General features: G+C 55.4%; 18 protein-coding genes. 5 read left to right on the top strand and 13 right to left on the bottom strand.

From position 1 onward, the window contains the following. Positions 1-23 precede the first annotated feature (23 nt). Both folB and folK (FE848_RS12800) read left to right on the top strand, forming a co-directional pair. Positions 24-401 (top strand): dihydroneopterin aldolase, encoded by a 378-nt coding sequence (folB, locus tag FE848_RS12795; protein ID WP_227715324.1) that lies wholly within the window; start codon positions 24-26, stop codon positions 399-401. After that, positions 394-918, top strand: coding sequence for a 2-amino-4-hydroxy-6-hydroxymethyldihydropteridine diphosphokinase (folK, locus tag FE848_RS12800; RefSeq protein ID WP_200203571.1), 525 nt, complete (start codon positions 394-396; stop codon positions 916-918). The genes folB and folK (FE848_RS12800) overlap by 8 nt, the downstream gene beginning before the upstream one ends. Here folK (FE848_RS12800) and pgi read toward each other — a convergent pair. From pgi to dksA, 10 genes are all read right to left on the bottom strand, one after another. Continuing rightward, the gene (gene pgi, locus FE848_RS12805; protein WP_200203657.1) at positions 901-2,562 is read right to left on the bottom strand and encodes a glucose-6-phosphate isomerase; all 1,662 of its coding nucleotides are present in this window, start codon (positions 2,560-2,562) and stop codon (positions 901-903) included. The genes folK (FE848_RS12800) and pgi overlap by 18 nt on opposite strands. A 35-nt stretch (positions 2,563-2,597) precedes the next feature. Beyond that, on the bottom strand, positions 2,598-3,446 hold the full coding sequence (gene panC, locus FE848_RS12810; protein WP_200203574.1) for a pantoate--beta-alanine ligase: 849 nt from the start codon (positions 3,444-3,446) through the stop codon (positions 2,598-2,600). Continuing rightward, entirely contained in the window at positions 3,443-4,237 is a 795-nt protein-coding gene (gene panB, locus FE848_RS12815; protein WP_227715326.1) for a 3-methyl-2-oxobutanoate hydroxymethyltransferase, read from the bottom strand. The genes panC and panB overlap by 4 nt, the downstream gene beginning before the upstream one ends. 72 nt (positions 4,238-4,309) lie before the next feature. After that, positions 4,310-4,807 carry a 2-amino-4-hydroxy-6-hydroxymethyldihydropteridine diphosphokinase gene (gene folK / locus FE848_RS12820; protein WP_200203576.1) on the bottom strand — a complete coding sequence of 166 codons (498 nt, stop codon included), beginning with the start codon at positions 4,805-4,807 and terminating at the stop codon, positions 4,310-4,312. Continuing rightward, positions 4,807-6,189: a polynucleotide adenylyltransferase PcnB gene (pcnB, locus tag FE848_RS12825; protein ID WP_227715327.1), complete on the bottom strand. Its 1,383-nt coding sequence runs from the start codon at positions 6,187-6,189 to the stop codon at positions 4,807-4,809. Before pcnB ends, folK (FE848_RS12820) begins: the two co-directional genes overlap by 1 nt. A gap of 701 nt (positions 6,190-6,890) precedes the next feature. Next, the gene (locus FE848_RS12830; RefSeq protein WP_200203577.1) at positions 6,891-8,285 is read right to left on the bottom strand and encodes a sigma-54-dependent transcriptional regulator; all 1,395 of its coding nucleotides are present in this window, start codon (positions 8,283-8,285) and stop codon (positions 6,891-6,893) included. 7 nt (positions 8,286-8,292) lie between these two features. Continuing rightward, the gene (locus tag FE848_RS12835; protein ID WP_227715328.1) at positions 8,293-11,256 is read right to left on the bottom strand and encodes an ATP-binding protein; all 2,964 of its coding nucleotides are present in this window, start codon (positions 11,254-11,256) and stop codon (positions 8,293-8,295) included. Beyond that, entirely contained in the window at positions 11,246-11,422 is a 177-nt protein-coding gene (locus FE848_RS12840) for a hypothetical protein (protein ID WP_200203579.1), read from the bottom strand. The genes FE848_RS12835 and FE848_RS12840 overlap by 11 nt, the downstream gene beginning before the upstream one ends. A 50-nt stretch (positions 11,423-11,472) precedes the next feature. Beyond that, positions 11,473-12,348, bottom strand: coding sequence for a tRNA glutamyl-Q(34) synthetase GluQRS (gene gluQRS / locus FE848_RS12845; protein ID WP_200203581.1), 876 nt, complete (start codon positions 12,346-12,348; stop codon positions 11,473-11,475). Positions 12,349-12,411: 63 nt separating this feature from the next. After that, on the bottom strand, positions 12,412-12,852 hold the full coding sequence (gene dksA, locus FE848_RS12850; protein WP_200203589.1) for an RNA polymerase-binding protein DksA: 441 nt from the start codon (positions 12,850-12,852) through the stop codon (positions 12,412-12,414). 181 nt (positions 12,853-13,033) lie between these two features. Here dksA and sfsA point away from each other — a divergent pair, with 181 nt between their 5' ends. Further along, positions 13,034-13,765 (top strand): DNA/RNA nuclease SfsA, encoded by a 732-nt coding sequence (gene sfsA, locus FE848_RS12855; protein WP_200203591.1) that lies wholly within the window; start codon positions 13,034-13,036, stop codon positions 13,763-13,765. Here sfsA and FE848_RS12860 read toward each other — a convergent pair. The 3 genes from FE848_RS12860 to FE848_RS12870 form a co-directional block, all read right to left on the bottom strand. Then, positions 13,749-14,135, bottom strand: a complete 387-nt coding sequence (locus FE848_RS12860; protein WP_200203600.1) for a Rieske (2Fe-2S) protein — start codon at positions 14,133-14,135, stop codon at positions 13,749-13,751. The two genes, sfsA and FE848_RS12860, sit on opposite strands and share 17 nt — an antisense overlap. Then, positions 14,132-14,488: a pentapeptide repeat-containing protein gene (locus FE848_RS12865; protein WP_200203602.1), complete on the bottom strand. Its 357-nt coding sequence runs from the start codon at positions 14,486-14,488 to the stop codon at positions 14,132-14,134. Before FE848_RS12865 ends, FE848_RS12860 begins: the two co-directional genes overlap by 4 nt. Positions 14,489-14,570: 82 nt before the next feature. Next, the gene (locus tag FE848_RS12870; RefSeq protein WP_227715339.1) at positions 14,571-16,112 is read right to left on the bottom strand and encodes a bifunctional aminoglycoside phosphotransferase/ATP-binding protein; all 1,542 of its coding nucleotides are present in this window, start codon (positions 16,110-16,112) and stop codon (positions 14,571-14,573) included. A 157-nt stretch (positions 16,113-16,269) separates the two neighbouring features. Here FE848_RS12870 and mrcB point away from each other — a divergent pair, with 157 nt between their 5' ends. Further along, positions 16,270-18,603 carry a penicillin-binding protein 1B gene (mrcB, locus tag FE848_RS12875; protein ID WP_200203606.1) on the top strand — a complete coding sequence of 778 codons (2,334 nt, stop codon included), beginning with the start codon at positions 16,270-16,272 and terminating at the stop codon, positions 18,601-18,603. Continuing rightward, positions 18,600-19,172 (top strand): tetratricopeptide repeat protein, encoded by a 573-nt coding sequence (locus tag FE848_RS12880; RefSeq protein ID WP_200203608.1) that lies wholly within the window; start codon positions 18,600-18,602, stop codon positions 19,170-19,172. Before mrcB ends, FE848_RS12880 begins: the two co-directional genes overlap by 4 nt. Positions 19,173-19,196 lie beyond the last annotated feature (24 nt).

Raw genomic sequence — 19,196 nt, forward strand, 5'->3', positions numbered from 1 at the left:
GTGGGATTGCCCCGGGAGCCCTCTTGGCAGACAGCGTATTGATCGAAGGCCTGGTTGTAGAAACCGTGGTGGGAGTATACGACTGGGAGCGCGATGTAACCCAGGCTCTGGTTGTAGATCTCGAAATGTCTTGGAATAACCGCATCCCCGGTGCGTCTGATGATGTCACGGATGCGCTTGATTACGCGTCGGTCAGTGAGTGTGTAGAGCACTGTCTGAAAGAGCTCAAACCAAAGCTGTTGGAGCACGGTGCCGAGGTTCTTGCAGAGAAACTGCAAAGAGAGTTCGGAATTGGCTGGCTGAGGTTAACGCTGCGCAAGCCCGGAGCTGTGCCTGCAGCCCGATCTGTCGGTGTTTGCATTGAACGGACTGCATGCAAAGGAGTACCCGGTAATGCCTGATCAGGTTCCTGTATATATCAGTGTCGGCAGCAATATCGACCGCGAGCGCTATGTAAAAGCGGCTCTGGATGCTCTGGCAGGCTGGTTTGGTGAGCTGGAGATTTCTCCAGTGTATGAGAGCGAAGCGGTAGGGTTTGATGGTTCGCCATTCCTGAACCTGGTGGTGGGCGTGAAGACCAATCTCGCAGTGGGTGAGCTTTCGCAGCACTTCAAGCAGCTGGAGGCCGAAAACGGTCGACGACCGGAAGCTCCCAAGTTCAGCGCGAGAACGCTGGATCTGGATATTCTGACCTATGGGGAGGCAGTAGGTCGTCTCGACGGCGTGGAATTACCCAGGAGCGAGATACTTAAAAACGCGTTTGTGTTGCGGCCCCTGGCAGATATTGCCCCGGGAGTGAAGCACCCTATATGCCGCAAGAGCTACCTTGAGCTTTGGCAGGCTTATAATACCGGCCAGAAACTCTGGCCGGTTAACTTCAGCTGGCAGGGCAGGGTGATTTCAACCGCTGTTTGCTGAGCGGAATAGCGCTATCAGGTTGTCTGTAGCGCTGTCAGTTGCCTCATCTGACTTTTCTGCCCCAAGCAGTCTTGGCCGAATGTTTTCACCCAGCTTCTTGCCCAGCTCGACTCCCCACTGATCAAACGAATCAAGGTCCCAGATAACGCCCTGCACAAAGGTTCGGTGTTCATAGAGGGCGATCAGCGCGCCGACGGTTTCCGGAGTTACTTTGCTCATCATCAGCGTGTTGCTGGGCTGATTGCCAGGGATCACCTTATGTGGCGCGAGGCGGTCAACTTCTGCTTCCGTCAGACCGCTGGCTGCCAGTTCCGCTTTAGCTTCTTCCAGTGTTTTACCGGCCATCATGGCCCGGGACTGGCCCAGGCAGTTGGCGAACAAGTCGGCATGATGGGTCGCAACCGGGTTGTGGGTTTGCAGAGGAATTATGAAGTCGGCCGAAATCAACCGGGTGCCTTGGTGAATCAGTTGGTGGTAAGCGTGCTGGCCATTGGCACCTACACCGCCCCAGATGACAGGGCCTGAGTGGTAGTTCAGAGGCTCGCCTTGTTGATTAACCCGTTTGCCGCTGCTTTCCATATCCAGTTGCTGAAGGTGATCTGGCAAGCTGCGCAGGTAGTGGTCGTAGGGCAGTATGGCGTGGGTTTCCGCGCCCCAGAAATTGCTGTACCAGATGCCCAGCATGGCCATCACAACGGGTAGATTCTTTTCCAGGGGAGTGTCCCTGAAATGGTTGTCCATGGCGTGGGCGCCAGCGAGCAGAGCCCGGAAGTTATCCATTCCAATGGAGAGTGCTACAGGCAACCCAATCGCCGACCAAAGTGAGTATCGGCCACCAACCCAGTCCCACATGGGGAATACGTTGTCAGGGTCTATGCCGAATTTCTGTGCGGCATTTACGTTGGCAGTAACCGCCATAAAGTGGCTGGCGACAGCCTGCTCGTTACCGCTGCACTCTATAAACCACTTTCGCGCGACTTTGCTGTTTTCCAGCGTCTCTCTGGTGCCAAAGGATTTCGACTGAACCAGAAAAAGAGTGGTTTCAGGATGTACTTTTGCCAGGGTTTCGCTGATTTCTGTGCCGTCAATGTTGGCCACATAGTGGCAGCGAATGCCGGGTGACCGATACGGCTGTAGCGCTTCGGTGACCAGCTTGGGGCCCAGAAACGAGCCGCCAATGCCAATGCTGACTACGTCGGTGAACGCCTTGCCGGTATAACCGGTGCGCGAGTGGTTCTGCACCTCCGCTACGAACGTCTCCATACGATCCAGGGTGGCGTTCACTTCCGCAATTACATCCTGGCCGCCGACAACAAGAGTGTCTGTTCCGGGGTTGCGCAGCGCTGTGTGCAGTGCTGGGCGGCCTTCGGTAATGTTCACCTTGTCGCCGCGCAGTAAGGCGGCCCTGCGATCTTCAAGCTTCCGACTGCGTGCCAGAGCCATCAGTGCGCCAAGGGACTCATCGGTAAGCCGGTTTCTGGAAAAATCCAGAGAGAGGCCAGCACCTTCAATGAAATACCGGCTCGCTCGCTCCGGGTCATCCACAAAAAGCGTCTTCATGGGGCAGTTTTGCAGGCTTTCCCTGCATACCACTAGCGCCTGCCATTCGGGAGACGATGTCAATGCAGCGTCTGGCGAAATCATCATAGAGTCCTTTCCTGGTATTTTGGCATAAGGCTTCAGCGGGTTACTGAGATGTTATCAATCAGTCGGGTGGAGCCAAGATAAGCGGCAGCCAGCAGTGTCACTTCCCTGTCTTCCTGCGTGGCGGGCTTCAGAGTCTGGCTGTTTGCAATGTTGAAGTAATCAAGGCGCAGCCCGGCTGCCCCCAGGCTTTCACCGGCCTCTTGTGCGAGTGCGAGGAAGTCATCGCGCCCATCAACAATCTTGGCTGCAGTAGCCTGCAGCACTTGGTATATAACCGGCGCAGTCTTGCGGTCTTCTGCAGAGAGGTAGCCATTGCGTGAGCTTTTGGCCAGGCCGTCATCTTCCCGCACAGTGGGTGCGCCGATGACTTCAACCGGAATCATCAAGTCTCGCACCATCTTGCGAATTACCGCCAGCTGCTGAAAATCTTTTTCGCCGAATACGGCGAAATCCGGCTGGATCATGTTGAACAAGACAGAAACCACCGTTGCAACGCCTTCAAAGTGCCCTGAGCGGCTGGCCCCGCAGTGGCCATCACTGACATCAGGAACTATGACGCGGGTGTGCCGGGCAAGACCGTCCGGGTAAACTTCTTCCGCAGAGGGTGCAAAGACCAGAGTGTTTCCCGCTTCATCGAGTTTGTTCTGATCATCGATCAGGGTGCGTGGGTAGGTGTCCAGATCTTCGTTGGCACCAAACTGCATCGGGTTCACGAAGATACTGGTGACCACAACGTCTGCTGCTTCGGCAGCTTTGCGAACCAGTGAGATATGCCCCTCATGCAGGTTGCCCATGGTAGGCACCAGGCCAATGGTTTTTTCCTGCTGGCGGTAACCGCGGAGGATGGCGCGCAGCTCTTTCAATGAATGGACGGTTCTCATGCCTTGAACGTATGCTCCTCGGCTGGGAATGTACGCTCACGTACGGCTTTATCGTAGGCGGCAATGGCTTCCTGAATAGAGTCAGTCTCTGCCAGGAAATTTTTCACAAACCGTGGCTTTCTGCCTGTGGTAACTCCCAGCATGTCGTGCAGCACCAGAATCTGGCCATCGGTATCTGCGCCGGCACCAATGCCGATCACAGGTGCTGTAACAGCTTTGGCAATGCGGGCGGCCAGCGGTGCAGGAACACATTCCAACAGAATAACGTCAGCGCCGGCTGCTACCAGCTCGCAAGCGTGGTTGATCATCAACTCCGCGGCCTTTTCATCGCGACCTTGAACCTTGTAGCCGCCAAATTTATTGACGAACTGAGGGGTTAGGCCCAAGTGCGCGCATACCGGTACAGCTCGCTCGCTCAACGCGCTGATGGTGTCTTTCATCCAGTCGGTGCCTTCCAGTTTGACTATGTGGGCGCCAGCGCGCATGAGTTCTGCCGCATTTTCAAGGGCTGCCTCTACAGTGCCATAACTCATGAAAGGCATGTCGGCCATGATCAGCGAGCCGCGGTTGCCTTTGGCTACACAGCTAACGTGATATACGATCTGATCCATGGTTACGGGCAAGGTGCTGTCGTGGCCTTGAAGCACCATGCCCAGCGAGTCGCCGATCAGAATAACGTCCACACCGGCTTCGCTCACTACCTGAGCAAAGGTAGAGTCATAAGAGGTGAGGGCGGAGAAGGCTTCGCCCTTTTGTTTGTATTCCAGCAGGGTGTTGATGGTAACAGCCATAATATCCTTGCCTTTTGGGTAGGTGGGCCAAGACCGTGCCGGGATGACCGGCGTTTAGTTGCTATGTAACTGCTAAGGGTAATCCCGAGGTGGAAGTTTGCGCAACCGGTTGTCAGGGCATTGTGCCCTCAAGTTAGCGATTGTGGTGCCGTCAGGCAACTTCAGGCCCGGATTCAGGTCCAAAAGCGGCTGAAGGACAAAATCCCGGTTGGGGAGCTCTCGGTGGGGAACGGTAAGCCGGTCGTCATCCAGAACCTGGTTGCCGAATATCAGCAGGTCAAGATCAAGCGTGCGGGGCCCCCAATGTTCCAGCCGTTCCCGCCCGTGGGCCTGTTCAATGGCCTGAAGTTGGTCGAGCAGGGCGTGGGGCTCAAGTTCGGTGGAAATCCACGCGGTACCGTTCACGAAATCTGGCTGATCCTGGGGGCCGACAGGGCTACTGGCGTAAAAGGGCGATTGTGCGACCAGTGTTGTCGTGGGTAGGGCGGCCAGTTCTGCAACCGCCCTTGCCAGCTGGGCGACGGGCTCTTGCAGATTACTGCCCAGGCCAATGAAGGCATCGGTTTTCATCAGGGTGCAGGCCGCTTTACCGGTTTGCGGCGACGGCGCTTTTTAGGGGCGTCGCTGCTGAGTTCTGAAAGCATGCGCTCTTGGCCACGCTCGTCCATACGCTGAAACTCTGTCCACCACTGGCCCAGACCTGGCTCGATCTCACCACAATCTTCCCTGACCAGCAGGAAGTCGTAGGCGGCGCGGAATCTTGGGTGGCTCATGGTTACAAACGCTCGCTTGCCTTGGCGGCGGGGCAGGCGCATCTGGAGTTCCCAGATTTCCTTCATGGGGCCAGAAAAACGCTTGGGTATAGACGTTGCCTGTACCTGGCGGCCAATGACCTTGCCGATTGCACCGTGCAGAGCTGGCTGCACCGGGTCGCCGTTATCCTGGCGGTGGTTCCATTCTCTTTGCAGCGCAGGCCAGAGCATGGCGGCAAACAAAAAGTAGGGTGTGACGGACTTCCCTTGGGCTATACGGCTGTCGGTATTGCGCAATGCCTGACGAATCAGTTCATCCGACTCCCCGGCTTCGATGGCTTTGACGGTTTCAGGAAATAGTGGTTCCAGCAGGTTGTAGTGGCTGAGAAGCTCGTAGGTTGCTTCGCCGTAGCCGGCTGAAAACAGCTTCAGAACTTCTTCAAACAAGCGCGCTGGTGGGATGTGAGTCAGTAATGGTGCCAGTGCCCGAATGGGTGCTTCTGTTTCGGGCTCAATGTCAAAATCCATCTTTGCGGCGAAGCGGATTGCGCGAAGCATGCGCACAGGGTCTTCGCGGTAGCGGGTTTCGGGGTCGCCAATTAGCCGGAGTTGCCGGTTTTGGAGATCTTCCATGCCGTTTGCAAAGTCGACAACGGTAAAGTTCCGGATGCAGTAATAAAGTGCGTTGACGGTGAAGTCCCGGCGCAGTGCATCTTCTTCGAGGTTGCCGTAAACATTGTCTCGCAGTAACAGGCCATGCTCGCTGGTTTTGCGATCATCATCCGTGTTGCTGTCATCTGCGTCTGTCGCATTGCCGCGGAAGGTAGTTACTTCGATAACCTCGCGCCCGAAAACAACGTGAACGATCCGAAAGCGCCGGCCTATGAGTCGGGAGTTGCGGAACAGGTCGTGCACTTCCTCCGGGGTGGCGTTGGTGGCTATGTCAAAATCTTTGGGCTGTCGTCCAAGGAGCGCGTCGCGTACGCCTCCGCCAACAAGGTATGCCTCATAGCCGGAGCTGTTGAGTCGGCTGAGAACCTTCTTGGCGGGCTCACTGATAACAGAACGTGAGACGTTGTGCTGATCCCTGGGAATCTCGCGTCGTTGGTAGGCTCGAGCCTTTTTTTTCCCGTTGCCGGGGATGAAGGAGCGGAGCTTATCGACGGATTGCTCGAAAATGGAGGAAAGTGTTTTTGACATTGAAATCCGTGGTTGCGTTGAGCAAAACCGAGAGTTTAACGGTTTGAGCAGGATTTGCACACGTTTGCCGTGGAATCTTGCATACCCCGAATAATCAAAAGGCGGATTCGCTTACACGAATCCGCCCTCAAAACGTTGACGATCTGCATTGTTTTTATTTTTGTTCGGGATTTTTCTTCGTTTTTTTACCCCACTGTGTATCCCCAAAACCAGGGCTTCTCAGTAGTGCAAACGGAAAGCTTTGAACACAATGAGCAGTCAAAGACATCGAGCAAGTTATTGGTAGGTGCTGCGTCACCTCAAGGGTGATTCTTCTCTGCATCTCTACAACTCACACAAGCCAAGGGACTACCAAAAAAGCAAAGTACCCAAAACACTCAGTTCGCTCACGTTCTATTTTTGTTTTTGTTGCTGAACGCATTCCCGCAGCTTTTTGTTTTTGTTGAGGCGCTGCATTGTCACTGTTGTTTTTGTTGTCGTGCGCTTAAATAGATTGCAGTTGCTGTGCCAAAATTTAAATATCGTTAATTAACAGATGGTTGGGGGCTTTCATGATGTAAGTGTTACCCCGTACTCGATATAAGTGTTACCCACTAGCTGTGCTTTCTCTGGGAAGTGTTACCAAGAGGAACATGCGGTAACATCTGAGTGGCGGTTCATACTATGGCTTGACGGTGGAGGGGCTCGACCTTTGCGGGAGGTCAGTTCCCAGAGGTCTTCTTCCGCGGAATGCCAAGGCGCTGTCGCCGTTCCCACAGGGATTTCCGGCTAATGCCCAACTTCTGAGCCAGCTCGGTTTCACTCATGCGATCCTGGTTTTCCAGGACAAAATGCTGAAAGTAGTCTTCGAGGGACAGGTCGTTTGCACTATCGGGTTCCCGAGCCTGGAGTTGCTCATTGTTGCCTGCGACCAATGATTCGGGGATGTACTCATCACCACCCTCACTATCGAGATCCAGCAGCGACGGCGTAATGATGTCCCCATCGCTGAGGATGCTGGCGCGCTCGATGGCATTCTCCAGCTCCCGCACATTACCCGGCCAGCGGTGCCGTTCAAGTGCTCGCATGGCTTCGGGGCTCAGGTTCAGGTTGGGTCGGCCCACTTTGCTGCCCTGGGTGACTAGAAAGCGACGGGCAAGGCCCAGAATATCGCTCTGGCGGTCACGCAGCGGCGGAATCCGTATCTGCATTACGTTCAGGCGATAGTAGAGGTCTTCCCGGAACTCTCCGGTGCGGGTCATTGCTTTCAGGTTTCGGTGGGTGGCCGCTATCATGCGCACATTCACTTTTTGGCTCTGGGTTGAGCCCACCTTGCGAATTTCGCCTTCCTGCAGAACCCGTAGCAAGCGTGCCTGCGCCTCCGCAGGCAACTCACCAATTTCGTCCAGGAACAAACTGCCGCCATCCGCAGCTTCGATCAGGCCGGTTCTGGCGGACACTGCGCCGGTGAAAGCGCCTTTTTCATGTCCGAACAGTTCGGATTCGATGAGGCTTTCGGGAATGGCCGCGCAGTTTACCGAGATCAGCGGTTTTGTAGCACGGGGACTGAGAAGATGAAGTGCGCGGGCCACGAGCTCTTTACCGGTACCCGACTCCCCCTGAACCAGTACGGTTGTCTCGGTTGGTGCTACCTTGCGAATAAGCGTGAACACCCTTTGCATAGGCTCGCATTGGCCGTACATGATGCTGGCCGGGTCACTGTTTTCTGTTGCCGTTGGGGTGCCTTGGTTTCCATTGGGCGTGGGGGCAGTGCGGGCAAGAATGCTTTCTACGGCGGCCAGCATTTCATCGTGGTCAAAAGGCTTGGCGATATATTCCACGGCACCCATTTTCATGGAGTCCACTGCTGAGCGCAGGCTGGCGTAGCTGGTCATGATTAACACGGGTGTGTTTGGCGCACGGTTGATCAGCTCGGTACCAGCAACCCCGGGGAGGCGCAGGTCTGAAATGATCAGGTCGAACTGGTCAGGATCGTGGTTTTGTTCGGCTTCTTCCACCGAGCCGACATCTTCAACCTCATAGCCCGCGTGTAACAGCAGTTTGCGAACAGCGGAGCGAATAATGTCTTCATCTTCCACGATCAAAATACGGGGCATGGCAGTCTCAGAACCTTTCGTTCGGGCGAGTGGTGGCGGAGTCTGTCTCCGGCTCGTAAGCAGGCAACTTCAATCGTACGCAGGTGCCAAGCCCGGTTTGGGTATTGGCAGGGCTTTCAACCTGAATATTCCCATAATGCTCTTCAATAATGCTGTACACCAGTGACAGACCAAGGCCCGTTCCTTTGTTGGACGCCTTGGTTGTATAGAAGGGCTCGAATACATGATCAAGCTGGTCTGCGGGTATGCCCGAGCCCTGATCAATGATCTCGATGATAGCCGAGTAGCCGTCTTGCTTGCCAGTCACCTGGATTGAGCCACCATCGGGTGAGGCATCACGGGCGTTGGCCAACAGGTTGACAAAGACCTGTACAAGCCGTTGTTCGTCGCCCAGAACCTGCAGCGTGTCGGGGCAGTCATTTATGTAGCTTATGCCCATTCCTTTATCGCTGAGGGAGAGGAGGTTACTGGCTTCATCTACGCAGCGGCGGATGCTTACAGGCTCATACCGGTTGGTTCTGGAATGATTGCCCGTGCGGGCGAAGTTCATTAGCGATTGTAAAATGGCTGATATGCGGCGTGTTTGCTGTTGGATCTGACTGGCGGTCTCAAGGATGTCCGGGTTGTCAGTTTCCAGCTTCAGGTTCTGGGCAAGGGAAGATATACCCGTTACCGGGTTGCCGATTTCGTGGGCAACGCCTGCGGCCAAACGCCCTACGGAAGCCAGCCGTTCGCTATGCATCAGCTCATCTTCCAGTAGGCGGGTTTCAGTTTGGTCCTCCACCAGAATGACGCTGCCGCCATCCGGGTGATCAGGGCCGCTCAGGGCCGCTTTGTGCAAGTTCAGCCAGTGGGGGCGGCCTCGCAGATCCAGGCGGTGTTTGTAGCGGTGCAGATCTTCACCTTTGTTGAAATCATCAAGCAGGTGGTGCCAATGATCGGGCAGGGCCATTAACCGTGCGCCAACTACATCGTCTGCTGTAATACCGGTGAGCTCTTCAATGGCCTGGTTCCACATCAATATTTCGCCGTCTTCACCAACGGAACAGGCAGGAATAGGCAGATTTTGAAGGGTTTGCCGGTAATGTCGACGTAGAGTGTCCAGCTCTCCGGCCAGCCCTGTTAGCTGGTTCTGGTAATCACCGAGCGCGCGCTCTACGTAGCGAATATCCTGAGCGGTGCCGCCGCGGGCCATGGGTTTGAATCCAAGATGGCGCTTAACCATATCCCGAGCGACCGACGGGCCAAGCAAGCCAGACAGGTTGATTTCGATCTGATCCCGCAGTCGTCGCAGCTGATAGGGGCGGTATTCCACGCTCGGCAATTTCAATTGCCCGATAGCGCGCTCTATTTCGCGTTTGGCAACATCGTAACCAAGAGGTTCAGCCAACTGGCGCTCGAAATCGTCTGACGAACTTGCCAGTAATTCGCGGCGCTGGGGGCGTGACAAGGCACCCATGGAGCAGGCCTGGGCTGCACTGGTTTCTTCGTTTGAGCTGGAGCTCAGCATCGAGGTCAGGGTAAACACGGTAATGTTCGCGGTAAGGCTGACAAACGTGAAGATGTGCCAGTTGCCATAATCCGGAACTATCGGAGCGTTCAGCCAGCCCAGCAGGTTAGCGGTGTGGGAGAATGGCAGCACCAAGGTGATCAGCCAGATAGCCAAACCGGTTAGCAACCCGGCAATCAGACCTCGCCTGTTCCCTTCCGGCCAGTAGATGACGCCCAAGGCGCCAGGCAGCAACTGTAGTGTTCCCGCGAGGGATATTGCCCCGAGAATGGACAAGTCCAGATTCTTGCCAAGGGTTTCATGAAACAGTAAAGCCAAAAAGATGATAGCGGCAATCAGCATGCGCTTGACCCACTGCAGCCAGCGGTAGATATCGCCTTGATCTTTAGGGGTTTTCAGGGGCAGGACAACATGGTTGAGAACCATGCCAGCCAAAGCCAGAGTGCTTACGATCATCAGGCCACTGGCGGCCGACAGCCCTGCAATGTACATGAGCATTGTCAGTACCGGGCTTTCCAGGGCCTGGGCAATGCCCAGACTGTAGAAGTTGGGGCCGGTGGTCACAGCCAGTTCCTGGCCACCCCAAAGAATCAGCGGTACGGGAATGCCTAACAGCAGGAGATAGAGCGGTAGCCCCCAACTGGCTTTAGCCAGTGCCTTTTGTGAGGGGTTTTCACTGAAAGTCATGTGGTACATGTGGGGTAACACCAGCGCCCCGGCGAACGACATCAGCATCAGTGCGCGCCAGCTGCCATCGTCAATACTCATGGACATCGCAGTTGCGGGCGTGGTGTTGTCAGTCAGCCAGGTTTCAAGGCCAGCCATGCCGCCAAACACACTGAAAAGCACAACGCCGCCAATCACTAGCAGAGCGACCAGTTTTACCAGGGAGTCAAAGGCAATGGCCACCACCAGGCCGGGGTGGTTTTCCATTTCCTGATTGCGTCTTGCGCCAAACAGCATGGCGAAGAGCACAACAATCAAGCTGAACATAATGCTGATCAGGTGAGGAGAAGTATCCGGGGCAAGAATGCTGGCTGATGTCGATACCGCCTGTATCTGCATGCTCAGAAGCGACAGGATGGCAAGGCCTGAGCAAAGAGTAACCAGCGTGCCTGCCCATTGGCTGCGATAGCGGTAGGCGAACAAATCGGCAAGGGAGGTGAGCTGGTAGGCCCGGCCAATTCTCATGATGGGGTTAAGTAGTACCGGGGCTAATAGAAAGGCACCGCTGATACCCAGATAATAGGCAAGGAAGCCGTATCCGGATTCCGCTGCCAGTCCGACTGCGGCATACACTGCCCATATGCCGGCGTAAACGCCGAGGCTGAGTGTGTATACCAGTGGGCGCCGTACCCAGCGACGGGGAATGATGCCGCGTTCGGTACTCCAGGCAATGCCGAACAGGAGCATGAGGTAGAGGAGGCTGGCGAGCAGTAGCCCGGGAGCGCTAAAACTCATTGGGATCCCGTCGCCATTCGAGCCAGAAGCCGACAGCAATCAGAGCGGCCCAAATCACAAAGGGGCTGTACCAGACATTCCCGGGTGCGGTCCACCAATCAAGAATGTTGGGCGAAAAAATATAGATGGCCAGAACCAGCAAAAAAACCAGGCGATAGATATACATCCGGCATGCGATCCGCGCAGAGGATTGTGAATGGCTTTATACCACGGCAGTCACCGGGATGTCAGGTGAACGGCCCTTCGATTCCAGTGGGTGCAGCCCCATTGAAGAAGATCGTTCACCGACCCATGCTGCAAGAATCCAGGGGGTTGCTGATTAAGAGCAACCAAAGCGGAGCACAGGTTCTTGACCGGGGTGAGGTTGTCCAGGGCGGGTGCGTGGTTTTGTTTGGAGAGCTTTTGTCCCTGCTCGTTAACAATCACAGGTATGTGCAGCCATCGTGGCGGTTTTGCGCCCAGCGCCCGGTATACCTGTATTTGCTGTGCTGTCATGTCCAGCAGGTCGGAGCCCCGGACTACATCAGTAATGCCTTGCTCAATATCATCTACTTCCACTGCGAGTTGATAGGCAAAAAAGCCTTCCTTGCGCACAATCACCGGGTCGTCGATTTCTGCGCGAACAACCTGTGTTTGGGGTCCCAATAACTGATCTTGCCAGTGGCAGATCTCGTTCTTTAGCGCAAAGCGTATGGCAAAAGGCTGGTTGACATTTTTGCTGCCGCCTTCCCTGCAGTGCAGAGGGTGTCTGCCGTTATGTGCTTCAAGCTGTTTGCGCGAGCAACTGCAGCGGTATGCAAAACCTTTACTGAGTAGTTGCTCCGTGGCTGCCTGATAGGCAGCATGACGGCGAGACTGAAAAAGTACCGGTTCGTCAGGAAAAAGCCCATGGGCGTCAAGGCTGTTCAGAATTTGGCCGGTCGCCTCCGGAGGTTCCCTCAGTGGGTCAAGATCTTCAATGCGGACCAGCCATTGGCCGTTCCGGGATTTGGCTTCCAGGTAGCTTGCCAGAGCAGTAACCAGAGAGCCAAAGTGCAGTGGGCCAGTGGGTGAGGGGGCGAAACGACCCCGGTATTGGTGCGGTTTGGTCATGGAGTGGACACAGTGGCCGGCTGTGCCTCATCAGGCTGCGCCGGCCAGGTCGGGTTTGCCGTATCAGATGCCAGTTTGGCGCTCGCGGATTTCGGCAAGAGTTTTGCAATCGATGCACAGTGTTGCTGTCGGGCGCGCCTCAAGGCGACGAGTGCCTATTTCTACACCGCACTGATCGCAAAAGCCGTAGTCGTCTTTGTCGATGCGATCGATGGTCTGGTCAATCTTCTTGATCAGTTTGCGCTCACGGTCGCGGGTACGCAGTTCCAGGCTGAACTCTTCTTCCTGGGTTGCGCGGTCGCTGGGATCCGCGTAGTTTGCTGCGTCTTCCTGCATGTGGTGCATGGTGCGATCCACTTCTTCCATAAGTTCCTGCTTCCATTGCAGCAGCAACTCTTTGAAGTGCTCCCGCATGTCGGCACTCATGTAGTCTTCACCCTTTTTCATTTCGTAAGGGGTGAAGTTGGTGAAACGTTCGCGTGTTTGGTCTGCTGTGGTTGCCATATGACCCGGCCTCTTTTTATATTCCTCACAAGAACGCTGTGCTTCCCTGCGCGCCAGCCCCCGCCGCGGCGCGGTTATAACTTGGATGAAGCAGTCGTCCTAAAACGGGATTTTGCGGAAAATAGCAGATAAGTCACGGAGGTGCCAGCCCTGTGATGCCTACTTGGTATTTGGAGAGCCTATGAAATTCCCGGAACCCTTGATAGAAGGGCGCCTGATTCAACGCTACAAACGCTTCCTGGCCGATGTGCGCCTGCCTGATGGCGAGGAAGTAACGGCCCACTGCCCGAACACCGGCTCTATGCTGGGCTGCCAGCCAGCCGATGGCCGGGTATGGCTTAGCCGCAGCAATAACCCCGCCCGTAAGTTGCCGTTCACTTGGGAGCTTGTAGAAACGGCACCTGGCATGTTGGCGTGTGTGAATACCGCAAGGCCTAATGCACAGGCGCGTGAAGCCATTGAGGCTGGGCGTATCAATGAGCTTACCGGCTATAGCCATACCCGGTCGGAGGTGAGGTACGGCGAAGAGAAAAGCCGGATAGATTTGCTGCTATCCGGCCATGGGTCGGAGCCGGATGCATGGGTAGAAGTTAAGAACGTCACGCTTGAGGACTCCGGGCAGGGCTTCTTCCCGGATGCAGTTACTACCCGCGGGCAGAAGCATTTGCGAGAACTCATGGCTCAGGTTGCTTTGGGTGATCGCGCAGTGTTGTTTTTTGTGGTGAATCACACGGGGATCGAAACCGTGCGGCCTGCAGATCATATCGACCCTGAATACGGACAACTGTTGCGGCAGGCATGTGATGCCGGGGTAGAAATCCTGGCCTATCGGGCAAACCTGGCCGGTGATGATGGTGATCCGTCGGGTGGCTTGGCGCTTTCGGAATCTGTTCCGGTTATTCTGGAAATCTGACTTCCAGAACGCCTGCAACCACTCGAGTATCCAGTGCGGTGAGTGCATCGCCCTGACAGGGGCCGGCAATGCATTCTCCGTCCTGGGGCTTGAAGAGGGCTCCGTGGGTTGAGCACTGAAGAAACAGTTTATCTGTGTCCATAAAACTGCCGGGTTTCCAGTTCAGCTCGACGCCCATGTGAGGGCATTGATTCAAGTAGGCTCTTGGAGTGGAGCCATCCAGGAATGCAAAGCCGGCAGGTGGCAAGGTGTCGGAGTACTTTGCAGGGTCGGCCTCGATGCGGGGTAGTGTGAATTCGACAAAACGCCCCGCCTCCAGGTCCGCCTGAGCGCATACTGCCTGCCAAGGGGTTGCTTGTGTGCTGCTCATTTTTCGGCGCTGTACCGCATCCGCGTGCCGTGGTTCAGCGACATCACGATTTCGGAAGCATCAAGCCTGCGGGGGAAAAAGCATCCGGAAATTTTTGCGCCAGCAATACTGGCGCCTTCCATCGCCGTCCGGCTGAAGTTGATACCTCGCAAGTCCGCCCCGCGGAAGTAGGCATGGCGGAAGTCCAGTCCTTTGGCATCCAGCCCACGCAGGTCGAGCCCGCGGAAATCACCGCGTGCGAAGCTCGGCAAATCCGTTCGTGTGAGTTTTTCTTTGTTGAACGCAGCAACATCTTCTTGGCGAAGCATATCGTAGAGCGGATCTTTGATCTGGCGTACTGCGTCGATTTCCATGGTTGTTCCTTATTTTGTTTTGCTCGTGTTCTTTACGAGTATTGCGTATTAACCGCTTTTCGCGAGCCCGATGCGCAGGTTTTTACCCGCGTGGCAGGCCGAAGTGCTGCCTTATTCGGTCTGCTACAGCTTCAGCCACGTGTTCCTGATCGCTGCGCAGGTGCACTGTGTAGCTTGTTTCTTCGGCAGTGAGGGGCTCAAACCAGTCCTTCTGTGCGTCCAATAATTCTACTGTGGCTTCAGACGCATCGCCTTTGCGGTTGCGGACCCACTCCTTGCGCAGGGCTTCAGGCGCTTCGCAGTGAATCAGAGCAAAAGGTACTCCCTGACTCTCAGCTACTGCGGCAAACAAAGCGCGTTCTTTTTCTTTCAGGCTGGCGGCATCAACGATGACAGGCAATCCGGCCGCGAGCAGGTCGCTGGCAAGTTTGGCAAGCCGAACGTAGGTTTTCTCATTGGCTTCGGGAGAGTACAGGTTTGCCCCGGTGGGCGACTGGCTGTCCTCTAATGGGGCCAGCCCGTGCAACCGCTTGCGCTCTACGTCGGATCTCAGGCGGATCAGGCCCAATTCGGCTGACATGGCTGCACTGACGCAGGTCTTCCCGCTGGCAGAGAGGCCAACAGTGGCCAACAGGTAGCGGTTTGGAATGTTGCTGTAATCTTCTGCAAGTTGAGCGTAGTCGCGGTAGTGCTGCATCAACCCTTCTTTTTCCTGCTCCGTAAGGGAGGGGTTACCCATGGTGAACAGGGCAATTTTTGCTCTGACCAGCGCGCGATACGCCTTGTACAGTGGCAAGAGGGGCAGTGCTTCGAAATCGCCGCGGTATTCCAGATAGGTGTTCAGAACCAGATTGGCCAGCGCCGGTTCGCGCCGGGACTCCAGGTCCATCAGTAAAAACGCAAGATCGTTTATGACATCAATCCAGCGGAAGGGCTCGTTGAATTCGATGCAGTCAAACACCGTTACTCTGCCTTCGTACACAGTGATGTTGGCGAGGTGCAGATCGCCGTGGCATTCACGCACATAGCCGTCTGTTCGACGTTGCGCAATCAAGTCGCGATGACGCTCGAAGGTGGTTTGGGTCCAGGCTTCGAGGTTGTCGAGTTGGCTGAGCAGGGAGGTATCGCTGATCAGTGGCCGAATCTGGTCAAAGTTTTCCTGCATGGCCGCATACACTGCTTCTGGCGTGCCCAGCGGCTTGTCGTCTGCGATCGGCTCAAGGTTGTTATGGAAGTTTGCTACCTGTTTCGCCAGACTGGATAGCAGCTCCGGTTTGAGTTCGCCGGCTTCCTGTTGCTGGTCAAGCAGCTGGTTTTGACGGAACTGGCGCATTTTCAGCATGTACTCAAACGGTTCACCATCGCCGCCGATAACAGGCTGCTCTGGGCTACCAGTAATTGGAAGTACCTCGAGGTAGAGTGGTTCTGCCAAGCGCCGGTTCAGGCGAAGCTCTTCTTCGCAATAGTGCTTGCGGAGTTCCAGCGTGGAGAAATCAAGAAACCCGAAATCTACCGGTTTTTTGATCTTGTAGGCATACTGGCCCGTTAGAATCACCTGAGAGATGTGGGTTTCGATGATCTGAAATCCATCTACCGGGTGGTGGTACAACGCGGGGTTCTGCATTGCCAGCAACAGATTGCCTGGGGATGTTTCACTCACGGTGTGCTCCTCGCTTCCCTGAACTTATTGAATTTTTATCGTCCCATCATAACGGGCAGGTTACAGAAATAACACATAGTTGGCCTGCCTTATCTTGTACAGGCTTCGTTATAATCCGCCCATGAAAAAAAACAGCTCCTCTGCAAAAAAGCCCAATAAGAAGCCCCGGAAAAAAAATGCCGGGAATGGACGCCGCCCCTGGTTCTGGAAATTGTTCATGCGCGTGAGTGCCATTGGCCTAGTGCTACTGGCTTGCTGGATGGTTTATCTGGACGCTGTCGTTACATCCCGGTTTGAGGGGCGACGATTTGAAGTGCCTTCCCGGGTGTATGCACGGCCCCTGGAACTTTACGATGGTGCTGGTGTGAGTTCTGGGTCACTGGAGCGGGAATTGGCTCTTGCGGGATATCGCAAGGGTGATGGAGTAAAACCCGGGAGTTACCGGCGCAACGGTGGCCACTTTATTATCAGCACCCGCGGCTTCCGTTTTCCGGATGGTAGTGAGCCCAGACGAACACTTTCTTTGAACATATATGGCGATCGCATCCAGGGTTTTTCCGTATCCTCCGGTGAAAGCGCTGCAATTGTAAGGCTCGAACCTGCGCGTATTGGTGGCATTTACCCGGCACACAAAGAAGATCGCATACTGGTGCGCCTGGAAGAGGTTCCTCAGCTGCTGCCGAAAGCCCTCATGGCAGTGGAAGATCGCAATTTTTATAGCCACTTTGGAATTGCACCGGCTTCTATAGGCCGTGCCATGCTGGCCAATATGCGCGCTGGGCAAATCGTTCAGGGCGGCAGCACCCTCACACAGCAGTTGGTTAAAAACTTTTTCCTTACCCGGGATCAGACCCTGTTGCGCAAAGGTAATGAAGCCTTGATGTCAATCTTGCTCGAATGGCACTACGAGAAAGACGACATACTGGAAACATACTTGAACGAAGTGTACCTGGGACAGGCAGGGACTCGCAGCATCAACGGATTCGGGTTGGCCAGCCAGTTCTATTTTGGTGAGTCGTTGAAAGATCTGGATGTGCACCAGATTGCCTTGCTTGTGGGCATGGTTAAAGGGCCGAGCTATTACAATCCCCGCCGGCATCCGGAGCGAGCGACTCAGCGCCGCAATCTGGTTATCAGTGAGATGGAGGACGCCGGCCTGATTGATTCGGCAAAAGCGGCCCGCGCTCGTGGCCTCTCACTTGGTGTTAGCGCAAAGCCGTCGTATTCGGAGAACCGCTATCCCGCTTATATTGACCTTGTTCGGCGGCATCTGGCGAGGGACTACAAAGAAGCGGATCTACGCAGCGAAGGTCTCCGCATTTTTACCACCCTGAACCCGGCTATTCAGTACGCAGCTGAGTATGCCGTTACTGATACCTTGCCAAGGCTAGCCAGCGGTGAAGTCGGCAAAGCCCTGGAAGCGACGCTTGTAGTCACCGCCAAAGATAGTGGCGAAGTTCTGGCTCTCGTTGGTGGCAAAGACCCGCAGTTCGCCGGGTTTAACCGGGCTCTGGATGCCAATCGCCCGATAGGGTCCCTCATCAAACCGTTTACTTATCTGACTGCTCTGGAACAGCCGGATCGTTACACTCTGATGACACCGGTACTGGATAAGTCCTTCACGCTTGAATTTGATGATGGGCGGCGCTGGCAGCCGAAAAACTACGATGGCGAGGAGCGCGGCGAAGTTCCCCTGCACCGTGCGCTTTCGAAGTCCTATAACCTGCCGGCAGTGCGTGTCGGCCTGGACGTGGGTGTCCCGGCGGTTATTAAAACCATGCGGGCCTTTGGTGTGGTTACGCCAATTTCTGAGTACCCTTCCATGCTATTGGGTTCTGTGGCTATGAGCCCGGTCACGGTCGCCCAAATCTATCAGGGGTTGGCGACATCCGGATTCAATACGCCGTTACGCACGATCAGAGAAGTGACGGATTCAGCCGGTGGGGCACTTTCACGGTATAACCTTGAGGTGGATCAGGTGGCAGACCCCGCTGCAGTGCATTTGCTGCAGTATGCAATGCAAGAAACCATGCAAGAGGGTACAGGGCGCTCGGCATACTATTCAGTTCCCAAGGAGCTTACGCTGGCCGGTAAAACCGGAACAACCGACGATGGCCGCGATTCCTGGTTTGCCGGCTTCAGCGGAGATTTGCTGGCGGTTGCCTGGGTGGGCCGGGACGATAATGGGCCCACCGCGCTTACCGGCGCTACTGGTGCCTTGCCTGTTTGGTCACGATTTATGGCACAAGTACCACAGCATGGTTTCTCCCCGGTAGTCCCCGATGGTGTCAGCTATCATTGGGTAAATCCTGAAAAACAGGCACTAACCGACGAGTATTGCGATAATGCGCGCCTTCTGCCGTTTATATCGGGTAGTGAGCCGACACAGCGAGTGTCATGCTCTGGTACCCTGGAGCGGAAAATTCGAGGCTGGTTTGAAGGGTTGTTCCAATGAGTAGGCAAGGTGTATTTCAAGCGGGTATGTTGGCGGCATTTCTGAGCCTGGCGGGTTGCGCAACTGGGCCGGGAGGCCCAATTTACGTGCCTGCAGGGGGCTCTGACCGTGCTCCGGAACCACCGCAGACGACTGAAGGAAAAGACGAAACCCAAGTCTGGCGAAAAAGTGAGCAGACGGAAAACCGAGAGCCAGAACAGCAGCCCCAGCGTAGTAGCAAACCCAGTTATCAGGATGCCGGGGATGCGCTTTCACCTGCCGCACTCAGCCTCGTTCGCGAAGCGGACACTCTGCTGAAAAGTGGCGACGCTCAAGGGGCCATTGTTCGGCTGGAGCGAGCGCAAAGAATCGCGCCGAGGTCTGCAGAGGTTTATTTTAAATTGTCGGAAGCCTATGTGGCAGGTAATAAGCTTGGGCCTGCAGAACAGTTTACGTTGAAGGGACTGTCTCTTGCGGGGAGTGATACTCGGCTGCAGCGCGCAGGTTGGTTGTTGTTGGCTGATATCCGCAGGGCGCGGGGGAATCTGGCAGGGGCAAGCCAGGCTGAAGAGCGTGCGGCAGCCCTGTAAAACAGATAGGTAAATGACCCTGCC

This window comes from Marinobacter sp. 1-3A (assembly GCF_016597775.1).
Classification (GTDB): Bacteria; Pseudomonadota; Gammaproteobacteria; order Pseudomonadales; family Oleiphilaceae; genus Marinobacter; species Marinobacter xiaoshiensis.

Coding starts and splice junctions, on each gene's coding strand:
- sfsA (WP_200203591.1), top strand. CDS start 13,034: ATGAAATTCCCGGAACCCTTGATAGAAGGGCGCCTGATTCAACGCTAC.
- FE848_RS12840 (WP_200203579.1), bottom strand. CDS start 11,422: ATGTATATCTATCGCCTGGTTTTTTTGCTGGTTCTGGCCATCTATATT.
- mrcB (WP_200203606.1), top strand. CDS start 16,270: ATGAAAAAAAACAGCTCCTCTGCAAAAAAGCCCAATAAGAAGCCCCGG.
- folK (WP_200203571.1), top strand. CDS start 394: ATGCCTGATCAGGTTCCTGTATATATCAGTGTCGGCAGCAATATCGAC.
- folK (WP_200203576.1), bottom strand. CDS start 4,807: ATGAAAACCGATGCCTTCATTGGCCTGGGCAGTAATCTGCAAGAGCCC.
- FE848_RS12865 (WP_200203602.1), bottom strand. CDS start 14,488: ATGGAAATCGACGCAGTACGCCAGATCAAAGATCCGCTCTACGATATG.
- FE848_RS12860 (WP_200203600.1), bottom strand. CDS start 14,135: ATGAGCAGCACACAAGCAACCCCTTGGCAGGCAGTATGCGCTCAGGCG.
- pgi (WP_200203657.1), bottom strand. CDS start 2,562: ATGATTTCGCCAGACGCTGCATTGACATCGTCTCCCGAATGGCAGGCG.
- pcnB (WP_227715327.1), bottom strand. CDS start 6,189: ATGTCAAAAACACTTTCCTCCATTTTCGAGCAATCCGTCGATAAGCTC.
- gluQRS (WP_200203581.1), bottom strand. CDS start 12,348: ATGACCAAACCGCACCAATACCGGGGTCGTTTCGCCCCCTCACCCACT.
- panB (WP_227715326.1), bottom strand. CDS start 4,237: ATGGCTGTTACCATCAACACCCTGCTGGAATACAAACAAAAGGGCGAA.
- FE848_RS12830 (WP_200203577.1), bottom strand. CDS start 8,285: ATGCCCCGTATTTTGATCGTGGAAGATGAAGACATTATTCGCTCCGCT.
- FE848_RS12870 (WP_227715339.1), bottom strand. CDS start 16,112: ATGCAGAACCCCGCGTTGTACCACCACCCGGTAGATGGATTTCAGATC.
- panC (WP_200203574.1), bottom strand. CDS start 3,446: ATGAGAACCGTCCATTCATTGAAAGAGCTGCGCGCCATCCTCCGCGGT.
- FE848_RS12880 (WP_200203608.1), top strand. CDS start 18,600: ATGAGTAGGCAAGGTGTATTTCAAGCGGGTATGTTGGCGGCATTTCTG.
- FE848_RS12835 (WP_227715328.1), bottom strand. CDS start 11,256: ATGAGTTTTAGCGCTCCCGGGCTACTGCTCGCCAGCCTCCTCTACCTC.
- dksA (WP_200203589.1), bottom strand. CDS start 12,852: ATGGCAACCACAGCAGACCAAACACGCGAACGTTTCACCAACTTCACC.